We start from the raw sequence: 22,053 nt of genomic DNA, 5'->3' as shown, positions 1-22,053 counted from the left end.
GAGCGAGGCACCGGCGGGGTCATGAGGATCAGTCTTCCGGCTGGCCGTTGAGCGCGGCGTTCAGGCCGACCTCCGGCGTCTTTTCGGAAAAGATCGAGGCGAACCATCCCGGATTCTTGATGACCGACGGTTTGAAGACGTTGCAGCCGTTCTTCATCTCGTCCCAGCTGCCGGTTTCGCAGAGCTTGATCGTGTCGTTGGTGACCAGTGGCAACGGCAAGGTCGTATGATGCGGCACGTCCTTTTTGCCGTCGAGGATGGACACCGCGAGCTTCAGCGCGTAGGCGCCGGAATAAGGCGGCGAGGCGTAGGAAATGCGCGGCGCGTCCATCGGTGCATAGGAACCATTGGCCCCATCAACCTTGGTTCCGGCCGGCAGCATCTGGATGCGCCCGCCATTCGATCCCTCGCCAGCGCAAGGTTTGAGTTGCTTGGCGGTGCGCCCTGCCTCCAGTTGCATCGCATCTGCGGTGTAGCAACCGACCTGCATCCACAGACCGTCGATGTCGTCCCAGCCGCGGGTCGCGAGCAGCTTCGAGAGTTCGGTGCGAGCGACAGCCTGGCTCCACATGCCGACCAATTCGCCGACGACCTGGATCCCGGAGTGCTTGGCGAAGACCGCTTTCGCGGCGGCCGTGCGCGCGGTATCCACGGAGGTCCCGGGGACGCCCGTCACCATCACGACTCGGCCCTTGCCGCCGAGCTTGTCGACCAGCCATTCGGCGGTCTTGGTCCCGGCTTCGGTCTGATCGATCGTCACGTTGTAGGCGCAGGGCTCGGTGATCTCGCCATCATAGGCGATGATCGTCACGCCCTTGGCGCAGGCATTTTTGACCACCTGATTGAGGGCCGTCGGCGAGATCGGATAGACAACGATGGCGTTCGCACCGGCCTGGACCATCGCGTTGATCTGCTGGATCTGGCGTTGGGCATTGGGGCCGGCGACCTGAACCTTGAGCGTGACCTTATCGGCCATGGTTTTCGACGCGGCCATGGCCTTGACCATGTTCGCGGCCTCAGCCTGCCAGTCGTTGCCGATATAACTCATCGACAGATAGACCTTGTACTTTTCCTTCGCGAACGCGGGCGGCACCAACGCCGTCGAGAGAGCGAGAGCGAGGGCTCCGGCCCATTTTGTGGTAGCACGTGTCATCCTGACCTCCCTGATGCATCGGCGGCGCATCTCCCAAGCGCCCTTGTCCGTGCATTTTTGATTTTTGATCTAAAATCGAAATGACTTCAAGCGGGGACAGGAAAAGTTTATCGTGAAGCCGAATTTTTATCGGAGTGCCTTCATGTCGGTCTTCAGTCAGCGCATCACGCCTCTCCGCAGGGAGACCCTCCAAGACGGCGTGTTTCGCCGTCTCTGCGAACTCATCCTGGAGGGGGGGATGGTGCCGGGACAGTCGGTGACCGTCGCGAGCCTGGCCGAAGCCTTCGACGTCAGCCCGATGCCGGTCCGCGAGGCGCTGGCGCGGTTGACGTCGATGGGGGTGCTGACGGTAGTTTCGGGGCGCACGATCGGCGTTCCGAAGCTGTCGCGCGAACGGCTGGAGGATCTGCGCCGGGTTCGTGTCGAGGTCGAGACGACATCGGCGCGCTGGGCGGCCGAGCGCGCCGACGCGGCGTTCGTCACGCAGCTCTCGGCGGTTCTTGAGCAGCTGGACGCAGCCGAACGCAGCGCCGATCCGAAGTCCTACGTCGCCGCCAATTACGACTTCCACTTCGCGCTCTACCGCCAAGCCGGCTCGCCGATTCTCCTCGGCATTATCGAGAACCTCTGGCTTCAGATCAGCCCCTATTTCCACCTCTTACGCGAAAGCGGAAATTTTCGCATGTCCAACCGCCAACACGAACTCATCTACCAAGGTGTCGCGTCGTGTATGCCGGACGACGTGGTGACGGCGCTTGCCGCCGACATCGACGGCGCCTACGACGTTTTGGTCCGGCTGATCTGATATCGTCGACTCTCTGCTCGTGGATTGAATTTGACATTTGCATCCCCGTTGGGGGCGTCCGTTGAATCCAATGTCAAATTCGAAAAGTCCAAGAGGATCATAACCTTGGCCCGTGGCCTTTTCGATTCCGACATGTGCTGAGCGGTCTCCACAGCACGGGATCAAATGCCGGAATCGGACCACTCGCGCATGATGCCGAAACGTTGCATGACGTTTCGGCTCACATCATGCGGCGAAACAAGGACGGGGAGCGCAAGGATGTTTCCCGTTCATCGCATTCCGCTAGCGCCCTGCGTCCGATCGGACGCAGAAAGGTCGCTCTAAGCCTTTGAATCGACGCATCGTGCTTTGCCGAAAATCGATTCCGATTTTCGGGCCGATGCTTTAGGCAGCGCCTTCCAGGAAGACCGATACCGCAGCGCCCTGAGCCGCGGAGGCGAGCCCGCCGAGCTGCGACGCGACGATCGGGGGCATGGCCACGAAATGATGGGGAGGGCGGAGCTCTCGGGCGCGTTTAATCAGCGCCTCCCGCAGGGCCATCGCCATGGTTCCGCCGACGAATATCGCTTCGGGGTCGAACAGTGTCCGCACGACGAACAGAAGCTCGTGCAACTCTGCCGCCGCGCGGTCCAGCCAGGGCGCGTAGAGGTCCGGACGGGCGGCAAAATGATTGTTCCAGACTTCGGGCGTGGCCGACGGCGGGGGCGCGTCCTTCCCGAGGTTGCGGGCGAGGTCGCCGAGTGACGGCCGCCTGGTAGAGCGCGGACGCAGCGCCCCGATCTCGCCCGCGTTTCCATGCGCTCCGCGATAAAGCTGGTGGTCGAGCACCAGGGCGCCCCCCAGCCCATCCGCGATATAGATGTAGAAGAAGCTGGCATAGCCGTCTGGATTGCCGATCGCGACTTCGCTCAGCGCGGCGGCGTTCGCGTCATTTTCGACGGTGACGTCACAGCCGAGCCTCGTCGACAGCCGATCTGCGATGTCGACTCCCCGCCATGTGCCAACGGCGTCCGCAAGGTTGAGCGCGCCCTCGCTGCTCACGAAACGGGCCGGCAAAGCGATGCAGGCGCCCGCCAGCGCGCCGAGATCCCGGCCGGCTTCAGCCAGTAACTGCCGCGCCCCGATCACGATGGCCGATTGCGCGTCCTCGAAATCAGAGAAGGCGTTCCGCAGCCCGAACTCGCCCCGGACCGCGCCGCAGAAATCGAGCAGGACGACGTGCACCGATTCGGAGTCGGCGTGGATGCCGAGGGCGAAGATCGCATCCGCGTTTAACTTCAGGTCGATTTGCGGCGGCCCCCTGCGGCCGGTTCGGCGGGCGGCCTCGACCACCAGCCCCAGTGTCATCAGCTCCTGCACCTGCTTGCTGATCGCCGGCTGGCTAACCTCCAGCTGTTCTGCCAGAAAGGCGCGCGACTGTATCGGGTGACGCCGCAGGAGCGCGACGAGGCGACGCTGCCCGCGCGAGAGAGACAGGCGAGAGCCCGGAGCGTTCATAACCACCTCTCGTCCTGCTGCTCTCGGATCAGTGTCATTTTTAATTTATATAACCAAGTTATTTAAATGCCATCAATTCACCCGCTGCCTGAAGGGGAAACCCGCAGATGTTCAGAAAAATCGCCATTCTCGCCACGGCGCTGCTGACTGCGCTGCCGGCGTCGGCCGAAGAGATTCACCTGAAAATGTGGACCTTGGTCGACCGCGACACGCCATACCGAGAACAGAACATCGTCGATGCCGCCAAAGTGCTAAACGCGGAATATAAGGCCGCCGGAATCGACAAGACCATCGTGATCGACGTCAATCGGGGCAATCAGAAGGGGTGGGACGCCTACGCACTCGATATGCTCAAGGCCTTTGCGGTCAAGCAGGGGCCCGACATCTACACGCTGCCGCATGAATGGATCGGCAAGTTCGCCGAAAACGGCTATGCGATGAACATGGAGGCGGCCATCGCTGCCCGACCCTGGGCGTTCAACGATGTGTTGCCCAACCTGTGGGAGTCGGTGAGGGCTTCGGACGGCAAGATCCATGGCGTGCCGCAGGACGCCGAGATCCGGATGTTTTTCTACAACAAGGATATGCTGCGCAAGATCGGCAAGGACGAGGCCTTTATCGATGGCCTGCCCGCTGCCGTCGAGCGGGGCGATTTCACCCTCGACGATCTGACGGCGCTGGCCAAGGAGGTGAAGGACAAGGGGGCGGCGGAATACGGCATGCTGCATCGCCCCAATGTCGGGATCGACTACTTGATGGTGTTCAAGTCGTTCGGCGTGAAATTCGTCGACCCCAAGACCGGCAAGTTGATGCTGCCCAAGAAGGAGATGCAGAACGCGCTCGCTTGGTACGAGACGAACGCCAAAGAGGGTGTGACCCCGATCGACAATACGGCGATGAGCTGGGATGCGATCAAGACCGCCTTTAAGCAGGAAAAGGCGTTTATTTTCCATCAGGGCGTCTGGGCGGTGGCTTGGCAGACCGGCGACGCCTTGGGTGTGAGCTGGCCGAAAGACGAGGCGGGCTATACCCACAAGATCGGCTGGCTGCCGGCGCCGGCGGCGGTGAAGGGCGGCAAGCCCGCGAACCTGTCGCATCCGATCATCTATGCGATCAACCCCGGGACCAAGTATCCCGATGTCGCCGCCGATCTGGTGGCGATCGCGACCACGCCTTATTTCAACGTCCGCCACGCGGTCATCTCGAACCACACCGCCATTACCCATGCCGAGACGGCGCTGCCGGCCTATAAGGCGAACTGGGTGGTGTCGCTGGCCTCGCCGATGATGGAAGGCGCAGATTTTGTGCCCAACAATCCCCAGTTCAGCGACTATAACAAGGTGCTTTTCACCGGCTTGCAAGCGGTCGAGACCGGCAAGATGACGGCGGCCCAGGCGGTCGGCTTCATCGCCGACGAACTCGACCTGCAGCTCGGCGACGCCGTCGAGATCCACGACAGCGCAGCCGAGTGATCCTCCGGCGGGGCTGGTCCGCCAGCCCCGCCGCCTCGCAAGCCGACGAGACCGCCGATGAGTCAGGCCTTTGTCCCCGTTCGCTGCCGCCGCGCGCGCCCGGCACTGTTCCTGGCGCCCGCGGCCTCGCTGTTGCTGTTATTCTTCCTTGCGCCGATCGTCATCGACGTGGGCATCGCCTTCACCAACATGGGTGAAAGCCTCAAGGTCACCGCCTGGACGCTGAAGAACTTCGACCGGATCCTCGGCGCCGACCGGATGATTCCGCTGATCCTGCTGACGACCTTTCTCTATGTCACCGCGACGCTCTTCTTTTTCAATGTGGGCCTCGGCGTGGTGCTTGCCATCACCACCACCGCAGTGTCCGATCGTCTCGGCGCACTCTTTCGCGGCATCTGGATCTTGCCGCGGATGAGCCCGGCGGTGATCTATGCGCTGCTTTGGATCTGGGTCGTTGATTCGAGCCCGCAGGGCCTCCTGAACCAGGTCGTCACCGGCATCTTCGGCCTGGCCCCGCTGAACCTGCGCAACGACCATCCGCTCCTTGTCATCATCCTCGCCAACGGCTTCGTCGGCGCATCCTTCGCAATGGTGGTGCTCACCTCCACCATCCGCTCGATCCCCGAACATCTGTTCCACGCTGCCCGCGTCGACGGGGCGAGCGAATGGTCGGTGCTGCGCTTCGTGGTGCTACCGTCGCTGAAGGGGCCGGTCTGGTTCATCACCATCTATCAGGCGCTCTCGCTGCTGGTGACATTCGAATACATCCTGCTGATCACCAATGGTGGCCCGGTCTACGACAGCACGACCTATGCGCTCTACGTCTACCGCCGCGCCTTCGAGGGCGGGCACTATGCCTATGGCGCAGCGTTGGCGATCGCGCTGATGCTGTTCGGGGTTTGCTTCACCCTGCTGCAGTGGCGGCTCTTCGGCGACGGCATGAACCGGACAAGGCCGCGGATCGAGGTGCTGTGATGGCCGAACAGAGTTCCCCGGATTGGATGGCGCTTGCCCGGCGCGGGCGGCGGCACCGGATGATCTTCCTGGGCACGATCACCGTCTTCCTGACGCTGGTCTCGCTGCCCGTCGTCATGCCCTATCTCTGGCTTCTCACCATGTCGGTGACAACGCTCGGCAGTGCTGCGGTGATGCAGGTCTTCTGGCGCGCGGCGGGGTTGGTCGCGGTGCTCTACCTTGCGCTGATCGTGCTGCCCCCGCTGATGCCTGAACGGTTCCGCACATGGGTGCCGGCGATGGCCGCGGCCGCGGCCGTCATCCTGACCACACTGTTTATCCTGCCGCTGACCACGCTCAACAACTTCCGCTTCCTGTGGAATCCCGACGTAATGGCGGCCCAGCAGGGGCGCAGCTCGACCATCGGCGAACTGCCGTCGATTTGGTCGGCGATGGGCAATTCGTTCGCCTTGGCCGGCACCCAGACCGCGCTGATCCTGATCACCGCCACCCCGGCCGCCTATGCGCTCTCGCGCCTCGCCTTTCGCGGCCGTGAGACGCTGTCGCGCGGCATCTTGCTGCTGCATGCCTTCCCTGTCATGGCGCTGACGGTGGCGATCTTCATCCAGTCCTACTGGATGGGCCTGCTGAACTCGATCCTGGGCGTCGTGCTCGTGCTCACCACGCTGGAACTCCCCTTCGCGATCCTGATCCTGAAGACCTTCTTCGATGCCGTGCCCTGGGATATCGAGATGAGCGCGGTGACCGACGGCGCCTCGCGCTGGCAGGCCTTTCGCCTCGTCGTCCTGCCGCAGGTCTCAGGCGGGCTGATCGCGGTCGGCACCTTCACCTTCCTGCGCGGGTGGGAGGAATACGTCTACGTCACGACCCTGCTGATCGACAATTCGCACATGGTCATGAGCCTTTACTTGTTCTGGGTCTCACAGGACGCGATGGGCGCGGACCCGAACCTCATTGCGGCGACCGGTGTGATCTATCTGCTGCCCGTCGTCGCACTCTATGTCTTCGCGCAGAAATATCTGACGCAGATCAGCTTTGGGGGCATCAAAGGCTAGCATGGCGCAGATCGCATTCGAACAGGTCTCCAAAAGCTGGGGAGAGACTGAGGTCCTGCGGCCCATGGATCTCAGCATCGCCAATGGCGAATGCGTTGCCATCCTCGGCCCCTCGGGATGTGGCAAATCGACGACGCTGTTCCTGCTCGCGGGCCTCTACGCACCAACCTCGGGGAAGGTTCTGTTCGACGGGCATGTCGTGAACGGCGTCGACGCGCGCGACCGCAACGTTGGCATCGTCTTCCAATCTTACGCGCTCTACCCCCACATGACGGTGCGCGCGAATATCGGCTTTCCTCTCCGGTTCCAGAAGGTCGATAAGGACGATCTGTCTCGCCGCGTGGTCGAAGCGGCAAACCTGGTGCAGATTGACGAGTTCCTCGACCGCAAGCCCGCCGAGCTTTCAGGGGGACAGCAGCAGCGCGTGGCGCTGGCCCGCGCCCTGGTCAAGCAGCCCAACATTCTGCTGCTCGATGAGCCGCTGTCCAACCTCGATGCCACGCTGCGCATGTCGATGCGGGCCGAGATCCGAGCGATCCAGCGCCGGCTCGGCATGACCACGCTGATCGTCACCCACGACCAGATCGAAGCGATGACCATGGCCGACCGGATCATCTGCATGTCGCGCGGTGCGGTCGCGCAGATCGGCACGCCGGACGAACTTTACCGCCGCCCCGCCGACACCTTCGTCGCCGGCTTCATCGGCTCGCCGCCCATCACGCTTCTGGAGGGCGACGCGAAGGGCGAGACGCTGCATATCGGCACCGGCGCCATGACGCTAACCGCCTCCACCGCAGGTCGGATCACGCTCGGTCTGCGCCCCGAGGATCTTCGTCTCGGCGCCCCGGGCCAGGGCGGCCTTCCGGCCCGCGTCGTGACGGTCGAGCCGCTTGGTCGCGAGGTGCTCTACGGCGTCGAGACCGCAATCGGCCGGCTCCACGTCCTGGCCATGGCGGGCGACGCTGTTCCGCCGGCGGGCGAGCCGGCCGCGGTGCAGATCGACGCTGCCCATTCGCTCCTCTTCGACGCGGGCGGGCGCAGAATTCCCAATCTGAACATTCGGCCGTGAGCCAATGGGAGCCAAGATGATCTTTGCCAGCTACAATATCCAGTACGGCCTTGGCCAGGATGGTCGCTACGACCTTGAGCGCATCGCCGCCGCCGTCGCCGGCGCCGATGTCATCGCGCTGCAGGAGGTCGACCGGTTTTGGCAACGCTCGGGAATGGTGGATGGACCCGCCGTGATCGCTGACGCGCTGCCTGAGCATCACTGGGTCTACGCCCCCAACCTCGACATGGATGCGAGCTATCGCAACGACGCTGGCCGGCTGATCAACCGGCGGCGCCAGTTCGGCTGCATGATACTGTCGCGGGCTCCGATCCTGTCGAGCCGCAATTTTCCGTTGCCCAAGCGCGGGACGCTGACCCAGCATTCGATTCAGCAGGGGCTGCTGGAGGCGGTGATCGCAACTGAGCGCGGCCCGCTGCGGGTCTATTGCGCCCATCTGAGCCACCTCTGCCCCGAGACGCGCCTGCCCCAGATCGAGGCGATGCTGGACATCTTCGCGCGCGCCCCGGCCGAAGGGGGGGCTTGGTGCGGCGGTCATCCCAACCCTGCCGCGGGCTGGACCGAGGGCGCCGTCCCGCCGATGCCGCGCGAGATGATTCTGATGGGCGACATGAACTTCACCGCCGTCAGTGCCGAATATGCGCAGCTGGTCGGGCCGATGGCAGGCAAACACGGCCGGCTCGCGAACCCGGAAGGGCTGGTCGACGCCTGGGTCGCCGCGGGCCACGGGGAAGGCGAGGGGGCGACCCACGCCAATGCCGGCCGCATCGACCACTGCTTTATCAGCGCCTCGCTGTCCTCGGGAGTCCGGGAGATGCGGGTCGATACATCGGCGCAAGGCTCCGATCACTTTCCAATCTTCCTCGAGATCTCGGCATGATGGCGGTTTGGGGCCCACCGGGCCTTCCCGGCGATCCTTTGTCGACCTGGATGCGACGCGAGATCTGATGAAGGGCGGGAGGATTGCGGCTACGGCGATCCTGGGCGATCTGACGCTGGGCGAGTTGGCTGCAAAACGCCGGCATTCACCACATGATGACTGCGGCTTGGAAGCCCCCGTCGGTCGACGAGATGAAGGTCATCGGGCGCCGCGAGCGACACGAAAAAGCCGGCCCTGATCGAGCCGGCTTTTTCGTGTCGGGCAAATCGTGGTCCCGCTTAGAGCAGGCTGGTCGGGCCGCCCGAATCGGAGACGGTGTCGCTCAGCACCTGGCCGAGGAAGCTCGCATCCTTGCCGCCGGTCGGCGTGGTGCGGGTGATGAAGTCGAACACCTTGCCATCCTTCAGGCCGTAATTGGCGATGCGCTCGACCCGGTCGTTCTTGTCGAAATAGACGGCAAGGATGCGCTGATCGACAAGGCGAGGCTGCAGGAAGGCCACCGGCCGGACGCGCTTTTGCGAGATGTAGTAGAACACGTCGTTGTCGAAGGTCGCCTTGGTGGATGGCGAGCCGAGTGCCAGAAGCACCTGTTCCTTCGAGGAACCGACCGGCACCAGTTCGAGCGCCTTCGGATCGACGATGTAACCCTGGTTCAGCACCTCGGTGGTCGAGCACGCCGAAAGTGTCGAGAGGCAGAGGGCCGCGGTGCCGATGACGACCGGCAACGTCAGACGCTGTTTTCTACGCACGCTATTTCGTCTCCCCTGCAACATGCCCGATGCAATCTGCTGATGCGTTGGCCGCACTTAACGGCCATATCGAGGCAATCGCGCCGAAACACTATATGCTGGCGTGGTAATCCACCTGACGCTTCGTTGCAATCGCGCCGAAGCTGTGGCACCGCCAGAGAACGGCGGCAAACCGTGGAAAGAGCATGATGGAACGTTGGAGGATCGCGCGCCGCAACCGGGCGATCGTCGAGGACATCTTTCAGGCGATCGTCGCCCTGACGCGTCAGCCGCGGCTCTACGCGGATCTGGGCGTGGCCGATACGTTTTCCGGAAGGTTCGAGGCGCTGAGCCTCCATGTGTTCCTGTTTTTGCGCCGTTGCCGCAGCGAGACGGGGCTCGAGGCGCTCGCCCAAGATCTGGTCGATCGCTTCGTCGCCGATGTCGACTATACGATCCGCGAACTCGGGATCGGCGATCAGTCGGTGCCGAAACGGATGCGCAAGCTGACCGGCGTCTTTTACGAGCGCGTCCGGGTCTATCATGCGGCCTTCGACGCCGCCGAGCCGCAGCCGGCGTTGGCCGAAGCTTTGCTCAGCCGGGCGATCGAGTTGGATGCCGCCGCGCCACGGGATGCGGCGGCGGCGCTGGCAACCTACATGATCGAGACCGATCGGCGTTTCGGCGCCATCGCCAGCAAAGCCATTCTCGCCGGTCGGCTCGAGCTTACGGAGTGACCATGACCGCCGCCTCACCGATTCATATTCCACTCCAGGCGACCACATTGCCGCGCGACGGCCGTGGTGTGACATTCGTCGCCGAGGCGGCGGATCGCGCGCGTCTTGCCACCGCCCTCGATGTGGTCGAGGTGAGTGCCTTTCGCGCCGAGATGACCGCCCGCCCATTCCGCAAGGACGGGGCACGGGTCAACGGCCGGCTGTGGGCGAAAGTGGTGCAGAACAGCGTGGTGACGCTGGAGCCGGTCGAGCAGGTAATCGATGAAAGCTTCGAAGCGACCTATCTGCGCGAAAGTCCGCAGACACGGCGGCGAACGGACGATCCGGTGGGGGAAATCATGATCGATCCGGAGGGCGAGGATCCACCGGAAAGCTTTGCCGGCGACACCATCGACCTCGGTGAGCGGGTATTCGAGGCCTTGGCGCTGGCCGTTGATCCTTATCCGCGCCGCAAGGGCGAGAGTTTTGCCAGCGCCGCGCCGGCTGACGATGAGGCCGACGAGGCGCCGTCGCCATTCGCCGTCCTGGCGACATTGCCGACCGATCGCGGCGGTGAGGGCGATTGACCTCATGCAGATGGTTGTATGTGTCGGCAAATTGGATATTTTCGCGCCGCGCCGGCAGGCTCTGGGGAATCGACGGATGGAAGCGAGAACGAGTTGACCTCAAACGCCGGCATTACGATTTCGCTGGACGCCATGGGCGGCGATCACGGGCCCGAGGTGGTTCTGGCGGGGGCTGCCATTGCGCTCGATCGGCGCCCCGACACCCGCTTCGTGCTGTTCGGTGAGGAGGCGGCCGTGCGGCCCGTCCTTTCCCGCTACGCCAAGCTCGAATCGGCGTCGACATTTCACCATTGCGAGATTTCGGTCCGCATGGACGACAAGCCCTCACAGGCGCTGCGCCAGGGCCGCTACAAGTCGTCGATGTGGCGCGCCATCGACGCGGTGAAGACCGGCGAGGCCGATGTCGCGGTCTCGGCCGGCAACACCGGCGCGCTGATGGCGATGGCGAAATTCTGCCTGCGCACCATGGCCAATATCGAGCGGCCGGCGATCGCCGCGATCTGGCCGACACTGCGCGGCGACAGCATCGTGCTCGACGTCGGGGCCACCATCGGCGCCGATGCCCAGCAGCTGATCGATTTCTCGATGATGGGCGGCGCCATGGCCCGCACGCTGTTCGGCTTGGAACGCCCGACCGTCGGCCTGCTCAATATCGGCGTCGAGGAAGTGAAGGGGCAGGATGAGATTCGCGAGGCGGGCCGGCTGCTCAAGGAAACGCCGCTGCCGCGCATCGACTATCGCGGCTTCGTCGAGGGCGACGATCTTGGCCAGGGCACGGTCGACGTCGTCGTCACCGAGGGCTTTACCGGCAATATCGCGTTGAAGACCGCCGAGGGCACGGCCAAGCAGATCGCCGCCTATCTCAGGGCCGCCATGTCGCGCACGTTTCTGGCTCGGGCCGGCTATGTTCTCGCCAAGAGCGCCTTCGATCGGTTGCGCGACAAGATGGATCCGCGCAAGGTCAATGGCGGCGTGTTTCTCGGCCTCAACGGGATCGTGATCAAGAGCCATGGCGGCACCGACGCGGAAGGCATCGCGGCCGCCATCGATCTCGCCCATACGATGGCCCGCGCCGGACTTCGCGAGAAGATCGAGGCCGATCTCGCCAATTATCACCGCCGCATCTCCGAAGAGGCGGCCAGTGTGCCCGAAGGCAGTCTTTTATGAGTGAGAAAATTCGGTCCGTCATTCGTGGTACGGGCTCGTTCCTGCCCGAGCGCGTCATGCGCAATCGTGACTTCGAGGGCATCGTCGAAACCTCCGACGAATGGATCCGCCAGCGCACCGGCATCGCGGAGCGCCACATCGCCGGTGAGGGCGAGACGACCGTCTCGCTCGCCGAAGCGGCAGCACGGCGGGCCCTCGACGCTGCCGCGTGGCAGCCGGCCGACATCGACCTGATCGTGCTGGCGACGGCGACACCGGACAACACCTTTCCGTCCTCTGCCGTCCAGCTGCAGGACCGACTCGGCATCACCCACGGCTTTGCCTTCGACGTTCATGCGGTTTGCAGCGGCTTTCTCTACGCCTTGACCACCGCTGACATGTATCTGCGCAACGGTCAGGCGAAGCGCGCGCTCGTCGTCGGCGCGGAAACCTTTTCACGGATCCTCGACTGGGAGGACCGCTCAACCTGTGTGCTGTTTGGCGATGGCGCCGGTGCCGTCGTTCTGGAGGCCGTCGCGGCGGGCGAGGGTACGATCGGAGAACAGGGCATTCTCGTCTCCAAGCTCAGATCGGATGGGGCGCACCAATCGAAGCTTTATTGCGATGGCGGCCCGTCGAGCACCGGCACTGTCGGCCATCTGCGGATGCAGGGGCGCGAGGTCTTCAAACACGCCGTTGGCATGATCACCGACGTGATTGAGGCCTGTTTTGCGTCGGCAAAGATCGGTCCGGAGGCGATCGACTGGTTCGTGCCGCATCAGGCCAATCGCCGGATCATCGACGCCTCGGCCAAAAAACTCGGCATCGACGCCGACAAGGTGGTCGTGACCGTCGATCGGCACGGCAACACCTCGGCGGCCTCGATTCCGCTGGCCGTCGATACGGCGGTGCGGGACGGGCGGATCAAGCCCGGCGACCTCGTTCTGCTCGAAGCGATGGGGGGTGGTTTCACCTGGGCCGCGGTTCTCGTTCGATGGTAGATCTCGCTTGATTCACAGGGCGGTTTGAGTAGAGTAACGAAATCGTCAATGGGCGCCGCAAGACATTGAGCGGGCCGATCTTTCAAGTCGATCAGGGGGCAGAGATGGGGGGACGAACACTCACCAGGGCCGATCTCGCCGAAGCAGTTTTCAAAAAGATCGGATTGTCCCGGACCGAATCTGCGCAACTCGTCGAGATGGTGCTCGAAGAGGTGTGCTCAACGATCGCCAACGGCGAATCGGTGAAGATTTCTTCTTTCGGTTCTTTTTTGGTTCGCGACAAGAACGAGCGGGTCGGTCGCAATCCCAAGACCGGCGAAGAAGTGCCGATTTCGCCGCGTCGCGTCGCCGTGTTCAAGCCGTCGAACGTCTTGAAGGATCGCATCCTCGAGGCGCATAGCAAGCGGGCGGATGCCGGCGTTGAAATGATGCGCGCAGCCGAATAGCTGCCGCGTCGTTTGAGGAATTGGTGCGGCCATCATGTCTGAAAAAGGTGAGGATGCGTTCCGGACGATCTCAGAGGTCGCCGAGGAATTGGACTTGCCGCAGCATGTCCTGCGCTTCTGGGAATCGCGCTTTGCGCAGATTCGCCCGCTGAAGCGCGGCGGTGGCCGGCGCTATTATCGGCCGGACGATGTCGAGCTGCTGCGCGGCATCCGATATCTTCTCTATGTCAAAGGCTACACCATCAAAGGTGTGCAGCGGGTGCTGAAGGAAAATGGCAGCCGCTTTGTCATTGCGATCGGATCGGGCGATCTGGCCGGTCTCGACGCGCTGGCCGCGGGGAGCCGTGACGACGAGGCGATCGGCGGTGACGACGAAGCCCATGTCGATGATCTCGACCTGATCCATCCGGAGCCGGAGGTCATCGCCTCCGTGGCGCGGGAGGAAGAGATCGAGGAGGCGGCGCAGCCCGCGCGTCAACGGCCGCGCGCCTTGACCGGATTCCTGCGCCGCAGCGAGCGCGAGCCGGGCGACGGCCCGCGGCTGCCGCGCGAGAGCGTCGAGATGCTCGACGCGGTGTTGCTCGATCTGCTGGAATGCAAGCGGCTGCTCGACCAGGTTCGTTGACGCGGCGCGCGTTGGCGCATGATCCGAAACGTTGCGTGACGTTCCGGATCCCATCATGCGGCAAAACAAGGACTGGAAGCGGAACGGCGGTTCCGGCTCATCGCATTCTACAAATTGATTCCGATTTTCGGGCCGATGCTGTCGGGCGGCAGCCGGCACGGCCGAATTCGAGCATCAAACTTTCCGGATTGACCGCATCGGTTCCGGAGATTGCGCATCCTCTGGTTGCCGTGGAGTTTCTGGGAAGTGTTCCCGATCTTTCCTGCCGATGCGTGACGTTGCTTCACGCTTGAGACTTTTGCCTTTATAAACCTGAAGATGTTGGCGTCGGCTCTTTTTCAGGTGACTGCGGATCGAGTGGCGGCAAAGCAAGCGAATGACAAGCAAATTGGGAGAGAGACCATGGCCTGGAACAAGCCGATCGTCACCGAAATCTGCATGGCGATGGAAATCAACGGCTATATGCCCGTCGAATTCTAATCGATGATGCATGCTGAATCGGGCCGCGGGCGGGATCATCGCCTGCGGCTTTTTGTTTTGGGCTCAGCCGCGGGTGGCGGTTACCCGCAATGGAATTGTCTGTGCGACGTCTGCCGGCTCTATTGGGCGGGCGACGGGCGGGTAAACGCGCGCGGACAGTCTTCGATTGCCGCCTCCGCCGACGGCCGCAACTGGCTGCTGCTTAACGCCTCGCCGGATCTGCGGGGGCAAATCCTTGCCGCGCCGCGTTTGGCGCCGGCGGCCAAGGCCGAAGCGGACGACCGGCGGGCGACGCCGATCGGCGCGGTTCTGGTGACGAATGGCGATGTCGATCACATTGCCGGCCTGCTGACGCTGCGCGAAAAGCAGCGCTTTCCGCTTTATGGCACCGCCGGGGTTCTGGCGATGATCGCCGACAACCCGGTCTTCTCCGTGCTCGATCCGGGCTTTGTCGAGCAACGGCCGGTCACCGTCGGCACGCGCTTTGAGCCGCTGCCGGGCCTGGAGGCGGAGATCTTCTCGGTGCCGGGGAAAGTTCCCCTGTTCATGGAAACGGGCGAGGTCGCGATCGGCGAAGAAGGCGAGATGACCGTCGGCGTCAGGCTTTCGGCCCATGGCCGCACGGCCTTCTACATCCCCGGCTGCGCGCATGTTCCTGAGACGCTGAAAGCGCGGCTCGACGGCGCCGATGCGCTGCTCTTCGACGGGACGGTGTTCGTCGACGACGAAATGAAGCGGGCGGGCGTCGGCGAAAAGACCGGCCGTCGCATGGGCCATATTCCGATCACCGGCGAGGGCGGGAGTCTGACGGCGTTCGACGGTCTGACGATCGGCCAGAAGGCCTACATCCACATCAACAACACCAATCCGATCCTGATTGCGGGGTCGCCGGAACGACGGGCCGTCGAAGCCGCCGGCTGGACGGTTACCAATGACGGGATGGAGATCGCGCTATGAGGGAGACGGCGGATCGGCTGATGAGCCGGGAGGAGCTGGAGGCGGCGCTGCGCGAGATCGGCGCGACCCGCTACCATCACCTCCACCCGTTTCAGACGCTGTTGCAGGACGGGCGGCTGAACCGGGCGCAGGTCCAGGCCTGGGCGCTCAACCGCTATTACTATCAGGCCAATATTCCGGTGAAGGATGCCTATATCCTCGCCCGGCTCGGCGGTGTGGAGCTGCGCCGCGAATGGCGCCAGCGCATTCTCGACCATGACGGCTCCGATACCGAGCGCGGCGGCATCGAGAAGTGGATCGCGCTCACCGATGGCGTCGGCCTCGACCGCGCCTTTGTCGAATCCGGTCACGGCATTCTCGCCGGCACGCGCTTTGCCGTCGACGCCTATGTCCACTTCGTGCGCGAGCGTTCGCTGCTCGAGGCCATCGCCTCGTCGCTGACCGAATTGTTCTCGCCGAATGTCATCGGCGTGCGCACCCGGGGCATGCTCGCCCATTACACCTTCATCTCCAAAGAGACGCTCGCCTATTTCGACAAGCGGCCGGTGCAGGCCAAGCGCGACAGCGATTTTGCTCTCGACTACTGCCTGGAGCACGCCACCACCGCCAAGGAGCAGGCGGCGGTGATGGATGCGCTGCGCTTCAAATGCCAGGTGCTGTGGGCGCAGCTCGACGCGCTCTATTATGCCTATGTCGAGCCGGGCTTCATCCCGCCGGACGCCTGGCGCCCCGGCGAGGCCGAGGCGGGCGGGGAGACGCGGTGATGGACCGGCCGAACGCGATTGCCGACGAGACGGTGCCGGCGCTGCCGCGCGGCGTGAAGTTTCGCGAAGACAAAGCGCGCAGCCGCTTCGTGCTGCTCGGCCCGGAGCGGATTTTCGAAGCCGACGCGATTGCCACCGAGATCCTGAAACGGGTCGACGGGAAGGCCAGTTTCAAGGCGATCCTCACCGATCTCACGCAAACCTTCACTGCCGACGAAGCGACGATTCGGCCGGATGTCGAGGCGTTTCTGACCGATCTCGCGAACAAGCAGATGGTGAGCCTATGAGCGGTAGCCATGTCGATCTGCAAGCCGACCGGGTCGCTCCGCCGCGACCGCAGCCGCCGCTCGGGCTGCTCGCCGAGGTCACCCATCGTTGCCCCTTGCGCTGCACCTACTGCTCCAATCCGCTGCAGCTTGATCCGAAATCCGTCGAACTCGATACCGAAACCTGGAAGCGCGTATTCTCGGAAGCCGCCGAGCTCGGTGTGATCCATCTGCATATGTCTGGCGGCGAGCCGACGGCGCGGCGCGACATCGTCGAGCTGATGCGCCATGCGGCCGAGGTCGGCCTCTACACCAACCTCATCACCTCCGGCATCGGGGTTTCGGACGCACAGCTCGATGCGCTGATCGAGGCCGGCTGCGACCACATCCAATTGTCGATGCAAGGCGCTGACGCCGCGATCACCGAGGCGGTCGGTGGCTATCGCGGCGGATATGACAAGAAGCAGGCCTTTGCCGATGCGGTCGTCGCCCGCGGTGTACCGCTGACGCTCAATGCCGTCATCCACCGAATGAACATTCACCAGGTGCCGGCGATGATCGACAAGGCGGTGGCCTTCGGCGCCAAGCGGCTGGAGATCGCCCACACGCAATATTATGGCTGGGCCTTGAAGAACAGGGCGCAGCTGATGCCGGCGCGGGCCGATGTCGACCGCACCATCGACGAGGTGGAAAGCGCGAGGGAGCGGCTGAAGGGCACGCTGGTCATCGACGCGGTGTTTCCGGACTACTACGCCCGCTATCCGAAGCTGTGCAACGGCGGCTGGGGTACGCGGACGTTTTCTGTCACCCCGTCCGGGAAAATCCTGCCCTGTCACGCCGCAGAGACCATCACCCATCTCGATTTCTGGAATGTTCGTGATCGTTCATTGGCTGAAACCTGGTACGACGGCCCGGCCTTTAACGCCTATCGCGGCACCGGCTGGATGCAGGAGCCCTGCGCCTCCTGCGAGCGCAAGACGGTCGACTACGGGGGATGCCGCTGCCAGGCTCTGGCCCTGACGGGAGATGCGGCCGCGACCGACCCGGTCTGCATTAAATCCCCGCGTCATGCCGAGCTCGGCGCCTTGGCGACGATGGAAGCTGCGGTCTGCGATCCCGGGCCGGCGGTCTACCGCGGCTTTCGCATCGGCCAAGAGACCGAACGGCGATAGAAGCGCCGTTTATCCGGCAGGATGCACAATGCATGACGCGTTAAACGGGGGTCGTCGCATCGCTGCGGCGCAGGTTATGACATCGGGACGGGGCGATGGGATGTCCCCTTCGCATCTCCGCCGCTGCCCCGGCGTTCCGACTGCCGCTTGACATTTCCCGGCGGGGCTGCTTCAACCCCTCCTGAAAATCCGCGACATCCCGTCCGCGACCCGCCGACCGTGCCCCTCGTCTTTTCAGAGTATCCTGATGAGACAGCAAGAGCCGCACGGAGGTCACCATCCGCCAGCGAGTTTCGCCCGCGGATGCAATGATGCTTTGTGCATGGGGTTTGTGTGCCGGTGACCGTCGCACCACCTTTCGGAGGTTGCGACGGAAGGACGGAAGGAAAGCCATGTTCGATTCCCTTCAGGACCGTCTCGGGTCCATTCTGAACGGCCTCACCGGCCGCGGGGCGCTGTCCGACAAGGATGTTTCCGCGGCGCTGCGTGAAGTGCGCCGTGCGCTCCTGGAAGCGGACGTGTCGCTGGAAGTGGTGCGTGGCTTTACCGATCGGGTCCGCGAAAAGGCCGTCGGTGCGGAAATCCTGAAGTCGATCAAGCCCGGCCAGATGGTCGTCAAGATCGTCCATGACGAGCTGATCGAGATGCTCGGCAAAGATCAGGTCGCGCTCGATCTGAATGCCCCGGCGCCGGTCGTCGTGATGATGGTCGGCCTGCAGGGCTCGGGCAAGACCACCACGACCGGCAAGATCGCCAAACGGCTGACCGAGAAGCAGCGCAAGAAAGTGCTGTTGGCCTCGCTCGATACGCGCCGGCCGGCCGCGCAGGAGCAGCTGAAGGTTCTCGGCGAACAGACGGGCGTGGCGACGCTGCCGATCATTGCCGGCCAGGGACCGGTCGAGATCGCCGGCCGCGCCGAACAGGCGGCCCGTCTCGGCGGCTATGACGTGGTGATCCTTGATACCGCCGGCCGCACCCATATCGACGAGCCCTTGATGGTCGAGATGGCCGAGATCAAGGCGCGCGCCAAGCCGCACGAGATCCTGCTCGTCGCCGACAGCCTGACCGGCCAGGACGCGGTCAATCTGGCTCGCTCCTTCGACGAGCGGGTCGGCATCACCGGTATCGTCCTGACCCGCGTCGATGGCGACGGGCGCGGCGGTGCGGCGCTTTCGATGCGCGCGGTCACCGGCAAGCCGATCAAGCTGATCGGCGTCGGCGAGAAGATGGATGCGCTGGAGGATTTCCATCCCTCGCGCATCGCCGACCGCATCCTCGGCATGGGCGACATCGTCTCGCTGGTCGAGAAGGCGGCGGAGACCATCGACGCGGAAAAGGCCGCGGCGATGGCCAAGAAACTGCAGGCCGGCAAATTCGACCTCAACGACCTCGCCGATCAGATCCGCCAGATGCAGAAGATGGGCGGCATGGGCGGCATGATGGGTCTGATGCCCGGCATGGGCAAGATGAAGAACCAGATGGCCGCCGCCGGCCTCGACGACACCATGTTGAAGCGCCAACTGGCGATCATCTCGTCGATGACCGCCAAGGAGCGGACCAATCCCGATCTGCTGAAGCACAGCCGCAAGAAGCGCATCGCCGCCGGCTCCGGCACCTCGGCGGCCGACATCAACAAGCTGTTGAAGATGCACCGCCAGATGGCCGACATGATGAAGGCCATGGGCAAGGGCAAGGGCGGGATGATGGGCAAGATGATGGGCGGTCTCGCCGGCAAGATGGGCCTCGGCGGCGGGATGCCGGGGGGCATGCCCGATCTGTCCAACATGCATCCGAAAGACCTCGAAGCGATGGCCAAGGCGGCACAGGCCGGCGGCATGCCTGGCTTGCCCAAAGGGCTGCCGCCGGGGATGGGCGTGCCAAGCGGCATGCCGGGTTTGCCCGGTCTTCCGGGTCTGGTGGGAAAGAAGAAATGACCATCGACATCGAAACCCAATCCACCGCTGCCGTCGATCCGATGGCGGAGCTTTTGAACCTGCGTCGCTCGATCGACAATATCGACGCGGCGATTATCCATATGCTGGCTGAACGCTTTCGCTGCACCAAGAAGGTCGGGGCGCTGAAGGCCGAGCATAGCCTGCCTCCGGGGGATCCCGCCCGCGAGAAGCAGCAGATCGAGCGGTTGCGCCGGCTGGCTGCCGACGCCGAACTCGATCCCGAATTCGCGGAGACGTTCCTCAATTTCGTGATCCGGGAAGTCATCCGCCACCACGAAGCCATTGCTGCCGCGCGCAGCGCCGACTGATGATCTAGGAGAAGACAGACATGCCCCTGAAGATGCGCCTTGCCCGTGCCGGTTCGAAGAAGCGGCCCTATTACCACATCGTCGTTGCCGACGCCCGTTCGCCCCGCGACGGCCGCTTCATCGAGCAGCTCGGCTCGTGGAATCCGATGCTGCCGAAGGACGCCGAGCGCGTTGCCCTGAAGGAAGACCGTATCAAGCATTGGCTCGGCGAGGGCGCTCAGCCGACCGACCGCGTGCTGCGCTTCCTCGATCAGGCCGGGATCGCCAAGCGCCCCGAGCGCAGCAATCCGACGAAGGCGCTGCCGGGCAAGAAGGCCCAGGAGCGCGAAGCCGAGCGCAAGCAGAAGGAAGCGGATGCAGCGGCAGCCGCTGCCGAGGCCGCGGCCGCCGCCGCCGCTCCGGCCGAAGAGGCGAGCGAGGAAGCCAGCGCGTAAGGCGCGGCGTCACATCGTGAAAGCTTTGAAGGAGCGACGTCCGGCGGACGTCGCTTTTTTCTTGGTGCGGGACATGTGTGGGCCGCCGAAGGGGAAGGGCGCGACGCCGCTTTGTCGCGGCCCTGTCATGCGGGCGGTTTACCGGGACACGGTCATCATCAATGAAGAAGAGATCGTCCCGATGCGCTCCATCAGCCTTTCTGCCGCCGTCAGCCTGGCGGCCATGGTCACCGCGGCTTCCGCTGCTGAAGTCACGCCGCTGACAGTGCCGGATCTGCCGCTGAAGTCGGTCACCTATCCCAACGGCAAGGTGATGGATCTCACCGTCGGCTTCGGCTCGGGTGCGTTCCACCGGGCCAGCGATCCGGCCGATGTATTCTATACGATCACCGATCGCGGCCCGAACATCGACTGCGGCGAGGATGCCGAAAAGCTTATCGGTCTTGGCAAGGACGATCTGTGCGCTGGCGATGGCAAGGCGAAGATTTTTCCCGTTCCGGACTTCACCCCGACGATCTATGAAATGAAGATAGGCGAAGGCGGCAAAGTTTCCGTGGTTTCGACCACGCCGCTGAAGGGAACGGATGGCCATCGTCTCAACGGCCTGTCCAATCCCCTGACGAAGACCACCAGCGAAGGCGCCTATTCGGCCGAGGGCAAGCCGGTCAAACCGTCACCGGACGGCTTCGACGCCGAGGGCGTCGTCCGACTGGCCGACGGCACCTATTGGATCGGCGAGGAATACGGCGCCTCGATCGCCCATGTCGCCGCCGATGGCACGGTGATCGAGCGGCTGGTGCCGAAAGGTCTGGAGGGTGACTACAAGAGCGCGTCCTTCCCGGTCAAAGGTGTCCTGCCGCCCTTGGTGATGAAGCGCCACCTCAATCGCGGGATCGAATCGATCGGCGTTTCGCCGGATGGATCGATGCTCTATTTCGCCCTGCAGAGCCCGCTCGATAATCCGGATTCCAAAGCTTATAAGGCCTCGCGCCTGATCCGGCTGTTCAAGTTCGATCCGAAGACCGAGGCCGTTGTCGGCGAATATGCCTATGAGCTGGACGAGCCGTCGAGCTTCAAGGCCGACAACGCCAAGAAGGTGCCGGCGCAGTCGGCGGTCAAGGTGTCCGAGATGGCCGCGATCGGGCCGGATCAACTGCTGATTCTGGAGCGGGTGTCGAAGACGACCAAGCTCTACCGCGTGGATCTTTCCAAGGCCGCGACGATCCCGGCGACATTCGACGATCCCGCAACCAGCCCGAGCCTCGAACAGCTGAGGGGCGAGGCGATCGAAGCGGCCAAGGTGCAACCCTTGAAGAAGACGCTGGTGCTCGATAGCGACGATCTCAAGGATATGCCGGCCAAGATCGAGGGTATCGCGGTGATGAACCCGACGACGCTGATCCTAACGACAGACAACGATTTCGGCATCGCTGGCGATCCGAGCTACATCGTCAAGATCACCCTCGACAAGCCGCTGACGGCGACCCACTGAGCCGATCAGGTCTCGAAACGACGCATCCCGGGCGGGCGATGCCGAAAGGCGACGCCCGCCTTTTGCCGTT

At 63.7% G+C, this 22,053-nt stretch carries 22 protein-coding genes and 1 pseudogene; 20 read left to right on the top strand and 3 right to left on the bottom strand.

All coding sequences use genetic code 11. The features are described from left to right. Nucleotides 1-28: 28 nt before the first annotated feature. Nucleotides 29-1,153: a sugar ABC transporter substrate-binding protein gene (locus J1C48_RS16660; protein WP_207259136.1), complete on the bottom strand. Its 1,125-nt coding sequence runs from the start codon at nucleotides 1,151-1,153 to the stop codon at nucleotides 29-31. A 142-nt stretch (nucleotides 1,154-1,295) separates the two neighbouring features. On the opposite strand from J1C48_RS16660, the gene J1C48_RS16655 reads away from it, so the two are divergent. After that, nucleotides 1,296-1,958, top strand: coding sequence for a GntR family transcriptional regulator (locus J1C48_RS16655; RefSeq protein ID WP_207259135.1), 663 nt, complete (start codon nucleotides 1,296-1,298; stop codon nucleotides 1,956-1,958). Between the two features lie 384 nt (nucleotides 1,959-2,342). On the opposite strand, the gene J1C48_RS16650 is transcribed toward J1C48_RS16655, so the two are convergent. Next, nucleotides 2,343-3,455: an ROK family transcriptional regulator gene (locus tag J1C48_RS16650; protein ID WP_207259134.1), complete on the bottom strand. Its 1,113-nt coding sequence runs from the start codon at nucleotides 3,453-3,455 to the stop codon at nucleotides 2,343-2,345. A gap of 107 nt (nucleotides 3,456-3,562) precedes the next feature. Between J1C48_RS16650 and J1C48_RS16645 the strand changes: the two genes are divergently transcribed. The 5 genes from J1C48_RS16645 to J1C48_RS16625 are packed head-to-tail and all read left to right on the top strand — an operon-like array spanning nucleotide 3,563 to nucleotide 8,906. After that, nucleotides 3,563-4,927 carry an ABC transporter substrate-binding protein gene (locus J1C48_RS16645; RefSeq protein WP_207259133.1) on the top strand — a complete coding sequence of 455 codons (1,365 nt, stop codon included), beginning with the start codon at nucleotides 3,563-3,565 and terminating at the stop codon, nucleotides 4,925-4,927. Nucleotides 4,928-4,984: 57 nt separating this feature from the next. After that, nucleotides 4,985-5,902 (top strand): carbohydrate ABC transporter permease, encoded by a 918-nt coding sequence (locus tag J1C48_RS16640; protein WP_207259132.1) that lies wholly within the window; start codon nucleotides 4,985-4,987, stop codon nucleotides 5,900-5,902. After that, nucleotides 5,902-6,957 (top strand): carbohydrate ABC transporter permease, encoded by a 1,056-nt coding sequence (locus J1C48_RS16635; RefSeq protein ID WP_207259131.1) that lies wholly within the window; start codon nucleotides 5,902-5,904, stop codon nucleotides 6,955-6,957. The genes J1C48_RS16640 and J1C48_RS16635 overlap by 1 nt, the downstream gene beginning before the upstream one ends. A gap of 1 nt (nucleotide 6,958) precedes the next feature. Further along, entirely contained in the window at nucleotides 6,959-8,026 is a 1,068-nt protein-coding gene (locus J1C48_RS16630) for an ABC transporter ATP-binding protein (RefSeq protein WP_207259130.1), read from the top strand. A 16-nt stretch (nucleotides 8,027-8,042) separates the two neighbouring features. Then, nucleotides 8,043-8,906 carry an endonuclease/exonuclease/phosphatase family protein gene (locus J1C48_RS16625; RefSeq protein ID WP_207259129.1) on the top strand — a complete coding sequence of 288 codons (864 nt, stop codon included), beginning with the start codon at nucleotides 8,043-8,045 and terminating at the stop codon, nucleotides 8,904-8,906. Between the two features lie 278 nt (nucleotides 8,907-9,184). Here J1C48_RS16625 and J1C48_RS16620 read toward each other — a convergent pair whose 3' ends face one another. Beyond that, nucleotides 9,185-9,679 carry an outer membrane protein assembly factor BamE gene (locus tag J1C48_RS16620; protein ID WP_207259128.1) on the bottom strand — a complete coding sequence of 165 codons (495 nt, stop codon included), beginning with the start codon at nucleotides 9,677-9,679 and terminating at the stop codon, nucleotides 9,185-9,187. Nucleotides 9,680-9,840: 161 nt separating this feature from the next. Between J1C48_RS16620 and J1C48_RS16615 the strand changes: the two genes are divergently transcribed. The 14 genes and pseudogenes from J1C48_RS16615 (at nucleotide 9,841) to J1C48_RS16545 (ending at nucleotide 21,983) form a co-directional block, all read left to right on the top strand. Beyond that, nucleotides 9,841-10,371: a ubiquinol-cytochrome C chaperone family protein gene (locus tag J1C48_RS16615; RefSeq protein ID WP_207259127.1), complete on the top strand. Its 531-nt coding sequence runs from the start codon at nucleotides 9,841-9,843 to the stop codon at nucleotides 10,369-10,371. A 2-nt stretch (nucleotides 10,372-10,373) separates the two neighbouring features. Then, the gene (locus J1C48_RS16610; RefSeq protein WP_207259126.1) at nucleotides 10,374-10,937 is read left to right on the top strand and encodes a YceD family protein; all 564 of its coding nucleotides are present in this window, start codon (nucleotides 10,374-10,376) and stop codon (nucleotides 10,935-10,937) included. Between the two features lie 93 nt (nucleotides 10,938-11,030). Further along, a complete protein-coding gene (plsX, locus tag J1C48_RS16605; protein ID WP_255679444.1) occupies nucleotides 11,031-12,104 on the top strand; it encodes a phosphate acyltransferase PlsX in 1,074 nt (357 codons plus the stop codon). Next, nucleotides 12,101-13,084 carry a beta-ketoacyl-ACP synthase III gene (locus J1C48_RS16600; RefSeq protein WP_207259124.1) on the top strand — a complete coding sequence of 328 codons (984 nt, stop codon included), beginning with the start codon at nucleotides 12,101-12,103 and terminating at the stop codon, nucleotides 13,082-13,084. The genes plsX and J1C48_RS16600 overlap by 4 nt, the downstream gene beginning before the upstream one ends. 104 nt (nucleotides 13,085-13,188) lie before the next feature. Beyond that, nucleotides 13,189-13,530: an integration host factor subunit alpha gene (locus J1C48_RS16595; protein ID WP_207259123.1), complete on the top strand. Its 342-nt coding sequence runs from the start codon at nucleotides 13,189-13,191 to the stop codon at nucleotides 13,528-13,530. 34 nt (nucleotides 13,531-13,564) lie between these two features. Further along, a complete protein-coding gene (locus J1C48_RS16590) occupies nucleotides 13,565-14,155 on the top strand; it encodes a MerR family transcriptional regulator (protein ID WP_207259122.1) in 591 nt (196 codons plus the stop codon). 318 nt (nucleotides 14,156-14,473) lie between these two features. Further along, nucleotides 14,474-14,635, top strand: a complete 162-nt coding sequence (gene pqqA / locus J1C48_RS19300) for a pyrroloquinoline quinone precursor peptide PqqA (protein ID WP_425523518.1) — start codon at nucleotides 14,474-14,476, stop codon at nucleotides 14,633-14,635. A gap of 42 nt (nucleotides 14,636-14,677) precedes the next feature. Next, entirely contained in the window at nucleotides 14,678-15,592 is a 915-nt protein-coding gene (gene pqqB / locus J1C48_RS16580; RefSeq protein WP_207259168.1) for a pyrroloquinoline quinone biosynthesis protein PqqB, read from the top strand. Continuing rightward, nucleotides 15,589-16,643, top strand: a pseudogene (pqqC, locus tag J1C48_RS16575) (pyrroloquinoline-quinone synthase PqqC). Before pqqB ends, pqqC begins: the two are co-directional and overlap by 4 nt. Further along, nucleotides 16,640-17,794, top strand: a complete 1,155-nt coding sequence (gene pqqE / locus J1C48_RS16565; protein ID WP_207259118.1) for a pyrroloquinoline quinone biosynthesis protein PqqE — start codon at nucleotides 16,640-16,642, stop codon at nucleotides 17,792-17,794. The pseudogene pqqC and the gene pqqE overlap by 4 nt, the downstream one beginning before the upstream one ends. A 392-nt stretch (nucleotides 17,795-18,186) precedes the next feature. Continuing rightward, nucleotides 18,187-19,728, top strand: a complete 1,542-nt coding sequence (gene ffh, locus J1C48_RS16560) for a signal recognition particle protein (RefSeq protein ID WP_207259117.1) — start codon at nucleotides 18,187-18,189, stop codon at nucleotides 19,726-19,728. A gap of 41 nt (nucleotides 19,729-19,769) precedes the next feature. Next, entirely contained in the window at nucleotides 19,770-20,057 is a 288-nt protein-coding gene (locus J1C48_RS16555) for a chorismate mutase (RefSeq protein WP_207259167.1), read from the top strand. A 20-nt stretch (nucleotides 20,058-20,077) separates the two neighbouring features. After that, entirely contained in the window at nucleotides 20,078-20,491 is a 414-nt protein-coding gene (gene rpsP, locus J1C48_RS16550) for a 30S ribosomal protein S16 (RefSeq protein WP_207259116.1), read from the top strand. Nucleotides 20,492-20,672: 181 nt separating this feature from the next. Next, nucleotides 20,673-21,983 carry an esterase-like activity of phytase family protein gene (locus tag J1C48_RS16545; protein ID WP_207259115.1) on the top strand — a complete coding sequence of 437 codons (1,311 nt, stop codon included), beginning with the start codon at nucleotides 20,673-20,675 and terminating at the stop codon, nucleotides 21,981-21,983. Nucleotides 21,984-22,053 lie beyond the last annotated feature (70 nt).

The sequence above is a fragment of the Jiella flava genome, from assembly GCF_017349315.1.
Lineage (GTDB): Bacteria > Pseudomonadota > Alphaproteobacteria > Rhizobiales > Rhizobiaceae > Jiella > Jiella flava.
This window is presented reverse-complemented; position numbering and strand designations above follow the sequence as displayed.

What these genes read in the sequence shown, in the direction of transcription:
- J1C48_RS16660 (WP_207259136.1), bottom strand. Translation starts at nt 1,153, where the DNA reads ATGACACGTGCTACCACAAAATGGGCCGGAGCCCTCGCTCTCGCTCTC.
- J1C48_RS16655 (WP_207259135.1), top strand. Translation starts at nt 1,296, where the DNA reads ATGTCGGTCTTCAGTCAGCGCATCACGCCTCTCCGCAGGGAGACCCTC.
- J1C48_RS16650 (WP_207259134.1), bottom strand. Translation starts at nt 3,455, where the DNA reads ATGAACGCTCCGGGCTCTCGCCTGTCTCTCTCGCGCGGGCAGCGTCGC.
- J1C48_RS16645 (WP_207259133.1), top strand. Translation starts at nt 3,563, where the DNA reads ATGTTCAGAAAAATCGCCATTCTCGCCACGGCGCTGCTGACTGCGCTG.
- J1C48_RS16640 (WP_207259132.1), top strand. Translation starts at nt 4,985, where the DNA reads ATGAGTCAGGCCTTTGTCCCCGTTCGCTGCCGCCGCGCGCGCCCGGCA.
- J1C48_RS16635 (WP_207259131.1), top strand. Translation starts at nt 5,902, where the DNA reads ATGGCCGAACAGAGTTCCCCGGATTGGATGGCGCTTGCCCGGCGCGGG.
- J1C48_RS16630 (WP_207259130.1), top strand. Translation starts at nt 6,959, where the DNA reads ATGGCGCAGATCGCATTCGAACAGGTCTCCAAAAGCTGGGGAGAGACT.
- J1C48_RS16625 (WP_207259129.1), top strand. Translation starts at nt 8,043, where the DNA reads ATGATCTTTGCCAGCTACAATATCCAGTACGGCCTTGGCCAGGATGGT.
- J1C48_RS16620 (WP_207259128.1), bottom strand. Translation starts at nt 9,679, where the DNA reads ATGTTGCAGGGGAGACGAAATAGCGTGCGTAGAAAACAGCGTCTGACG.
- J1C48_RS16615 (WP_207259127.1), top strand. Translation starts at nt 9,841, where the DNA reads ATGATGGAACGTTGGAGGATCGCGCGCCGCAACCGGGCGATCGTCGAG.
- J1C48_RS16610 (WP_207259126.1), top strand. Translation starts at nt 10,374, where the DNA reads ATGACCGCCGCCTCACCGATTCATATTCCACTCCAGGCGACCACATTG.
- J1C48_RS16600 (WP_207259124.1), top strand. Translation starts at nt 12,101, where the DNA reads ATGAGTGAGAAAATTCGGTCCGTCATTCGTGGTACGGGCTCGTTCCTG.
- J1C48_RS16595 (WP_207259123.1), top strand. Translation starts at nt 13,189, where the DNA reads ATGGGGGGACGAACACTCACCAGGGCCGATCTCGCCGAAGCAGTTTTC.
- J1C48_RS16590 (WP_207259122.1), top strand. Translation starts at nt 13,565, where the DNA reads ATGTCTGAAAAAGGTGAGGATGCGTTCCGGACGATCTCAGAGGTCGCC.
- pqqA (WP_425523518.1), top strand. Translation starts at nt 14,474, where the DNA reads ATGTTGGCGTCGGCTCTTTTTCAGGTGACTGCGGATCGAGTGGCGGCA.
- pqqE (WP_207259118.1), top strand. Translation starts at nt 16,640, where the DNA reads ATGAGCGGTAGCCATGTCGATCTGCAAGCCGACCGGGTCGCTCCGCCG.
- ffh (WP_207259117.1), top strand. Translation starts at nt 18,187, where the DNA reads ATGTTCGATTCCCTTCAGGACCGTCTCGGGTCCATTCTGAACGGCCTC.
- J1C48_RS16555 (WP_207259167.1), top strand. Translation starts at nt 19,770, where the DNA reads ATGGCGGAGCTTTTGAACCTGCGTCGCTCGATCGACAATATCGACGCG.
- rpsP (WP_207259116.1), top strand. Translation starts at nt 20,078, where the DNA reads ATGCCCCTGAAGATGCGCCTTGCCCGTGCCGGTTCGAAGAAGCGGCCC.
- J1C48_RS16545 (WP_207259115.1), top strand. Translation starts at nt 20,673, where the DNA reads ATGCGCTCCATCAGCCTTTCTGCCGCCGTCAGCCTGGCGGCCATGGTC.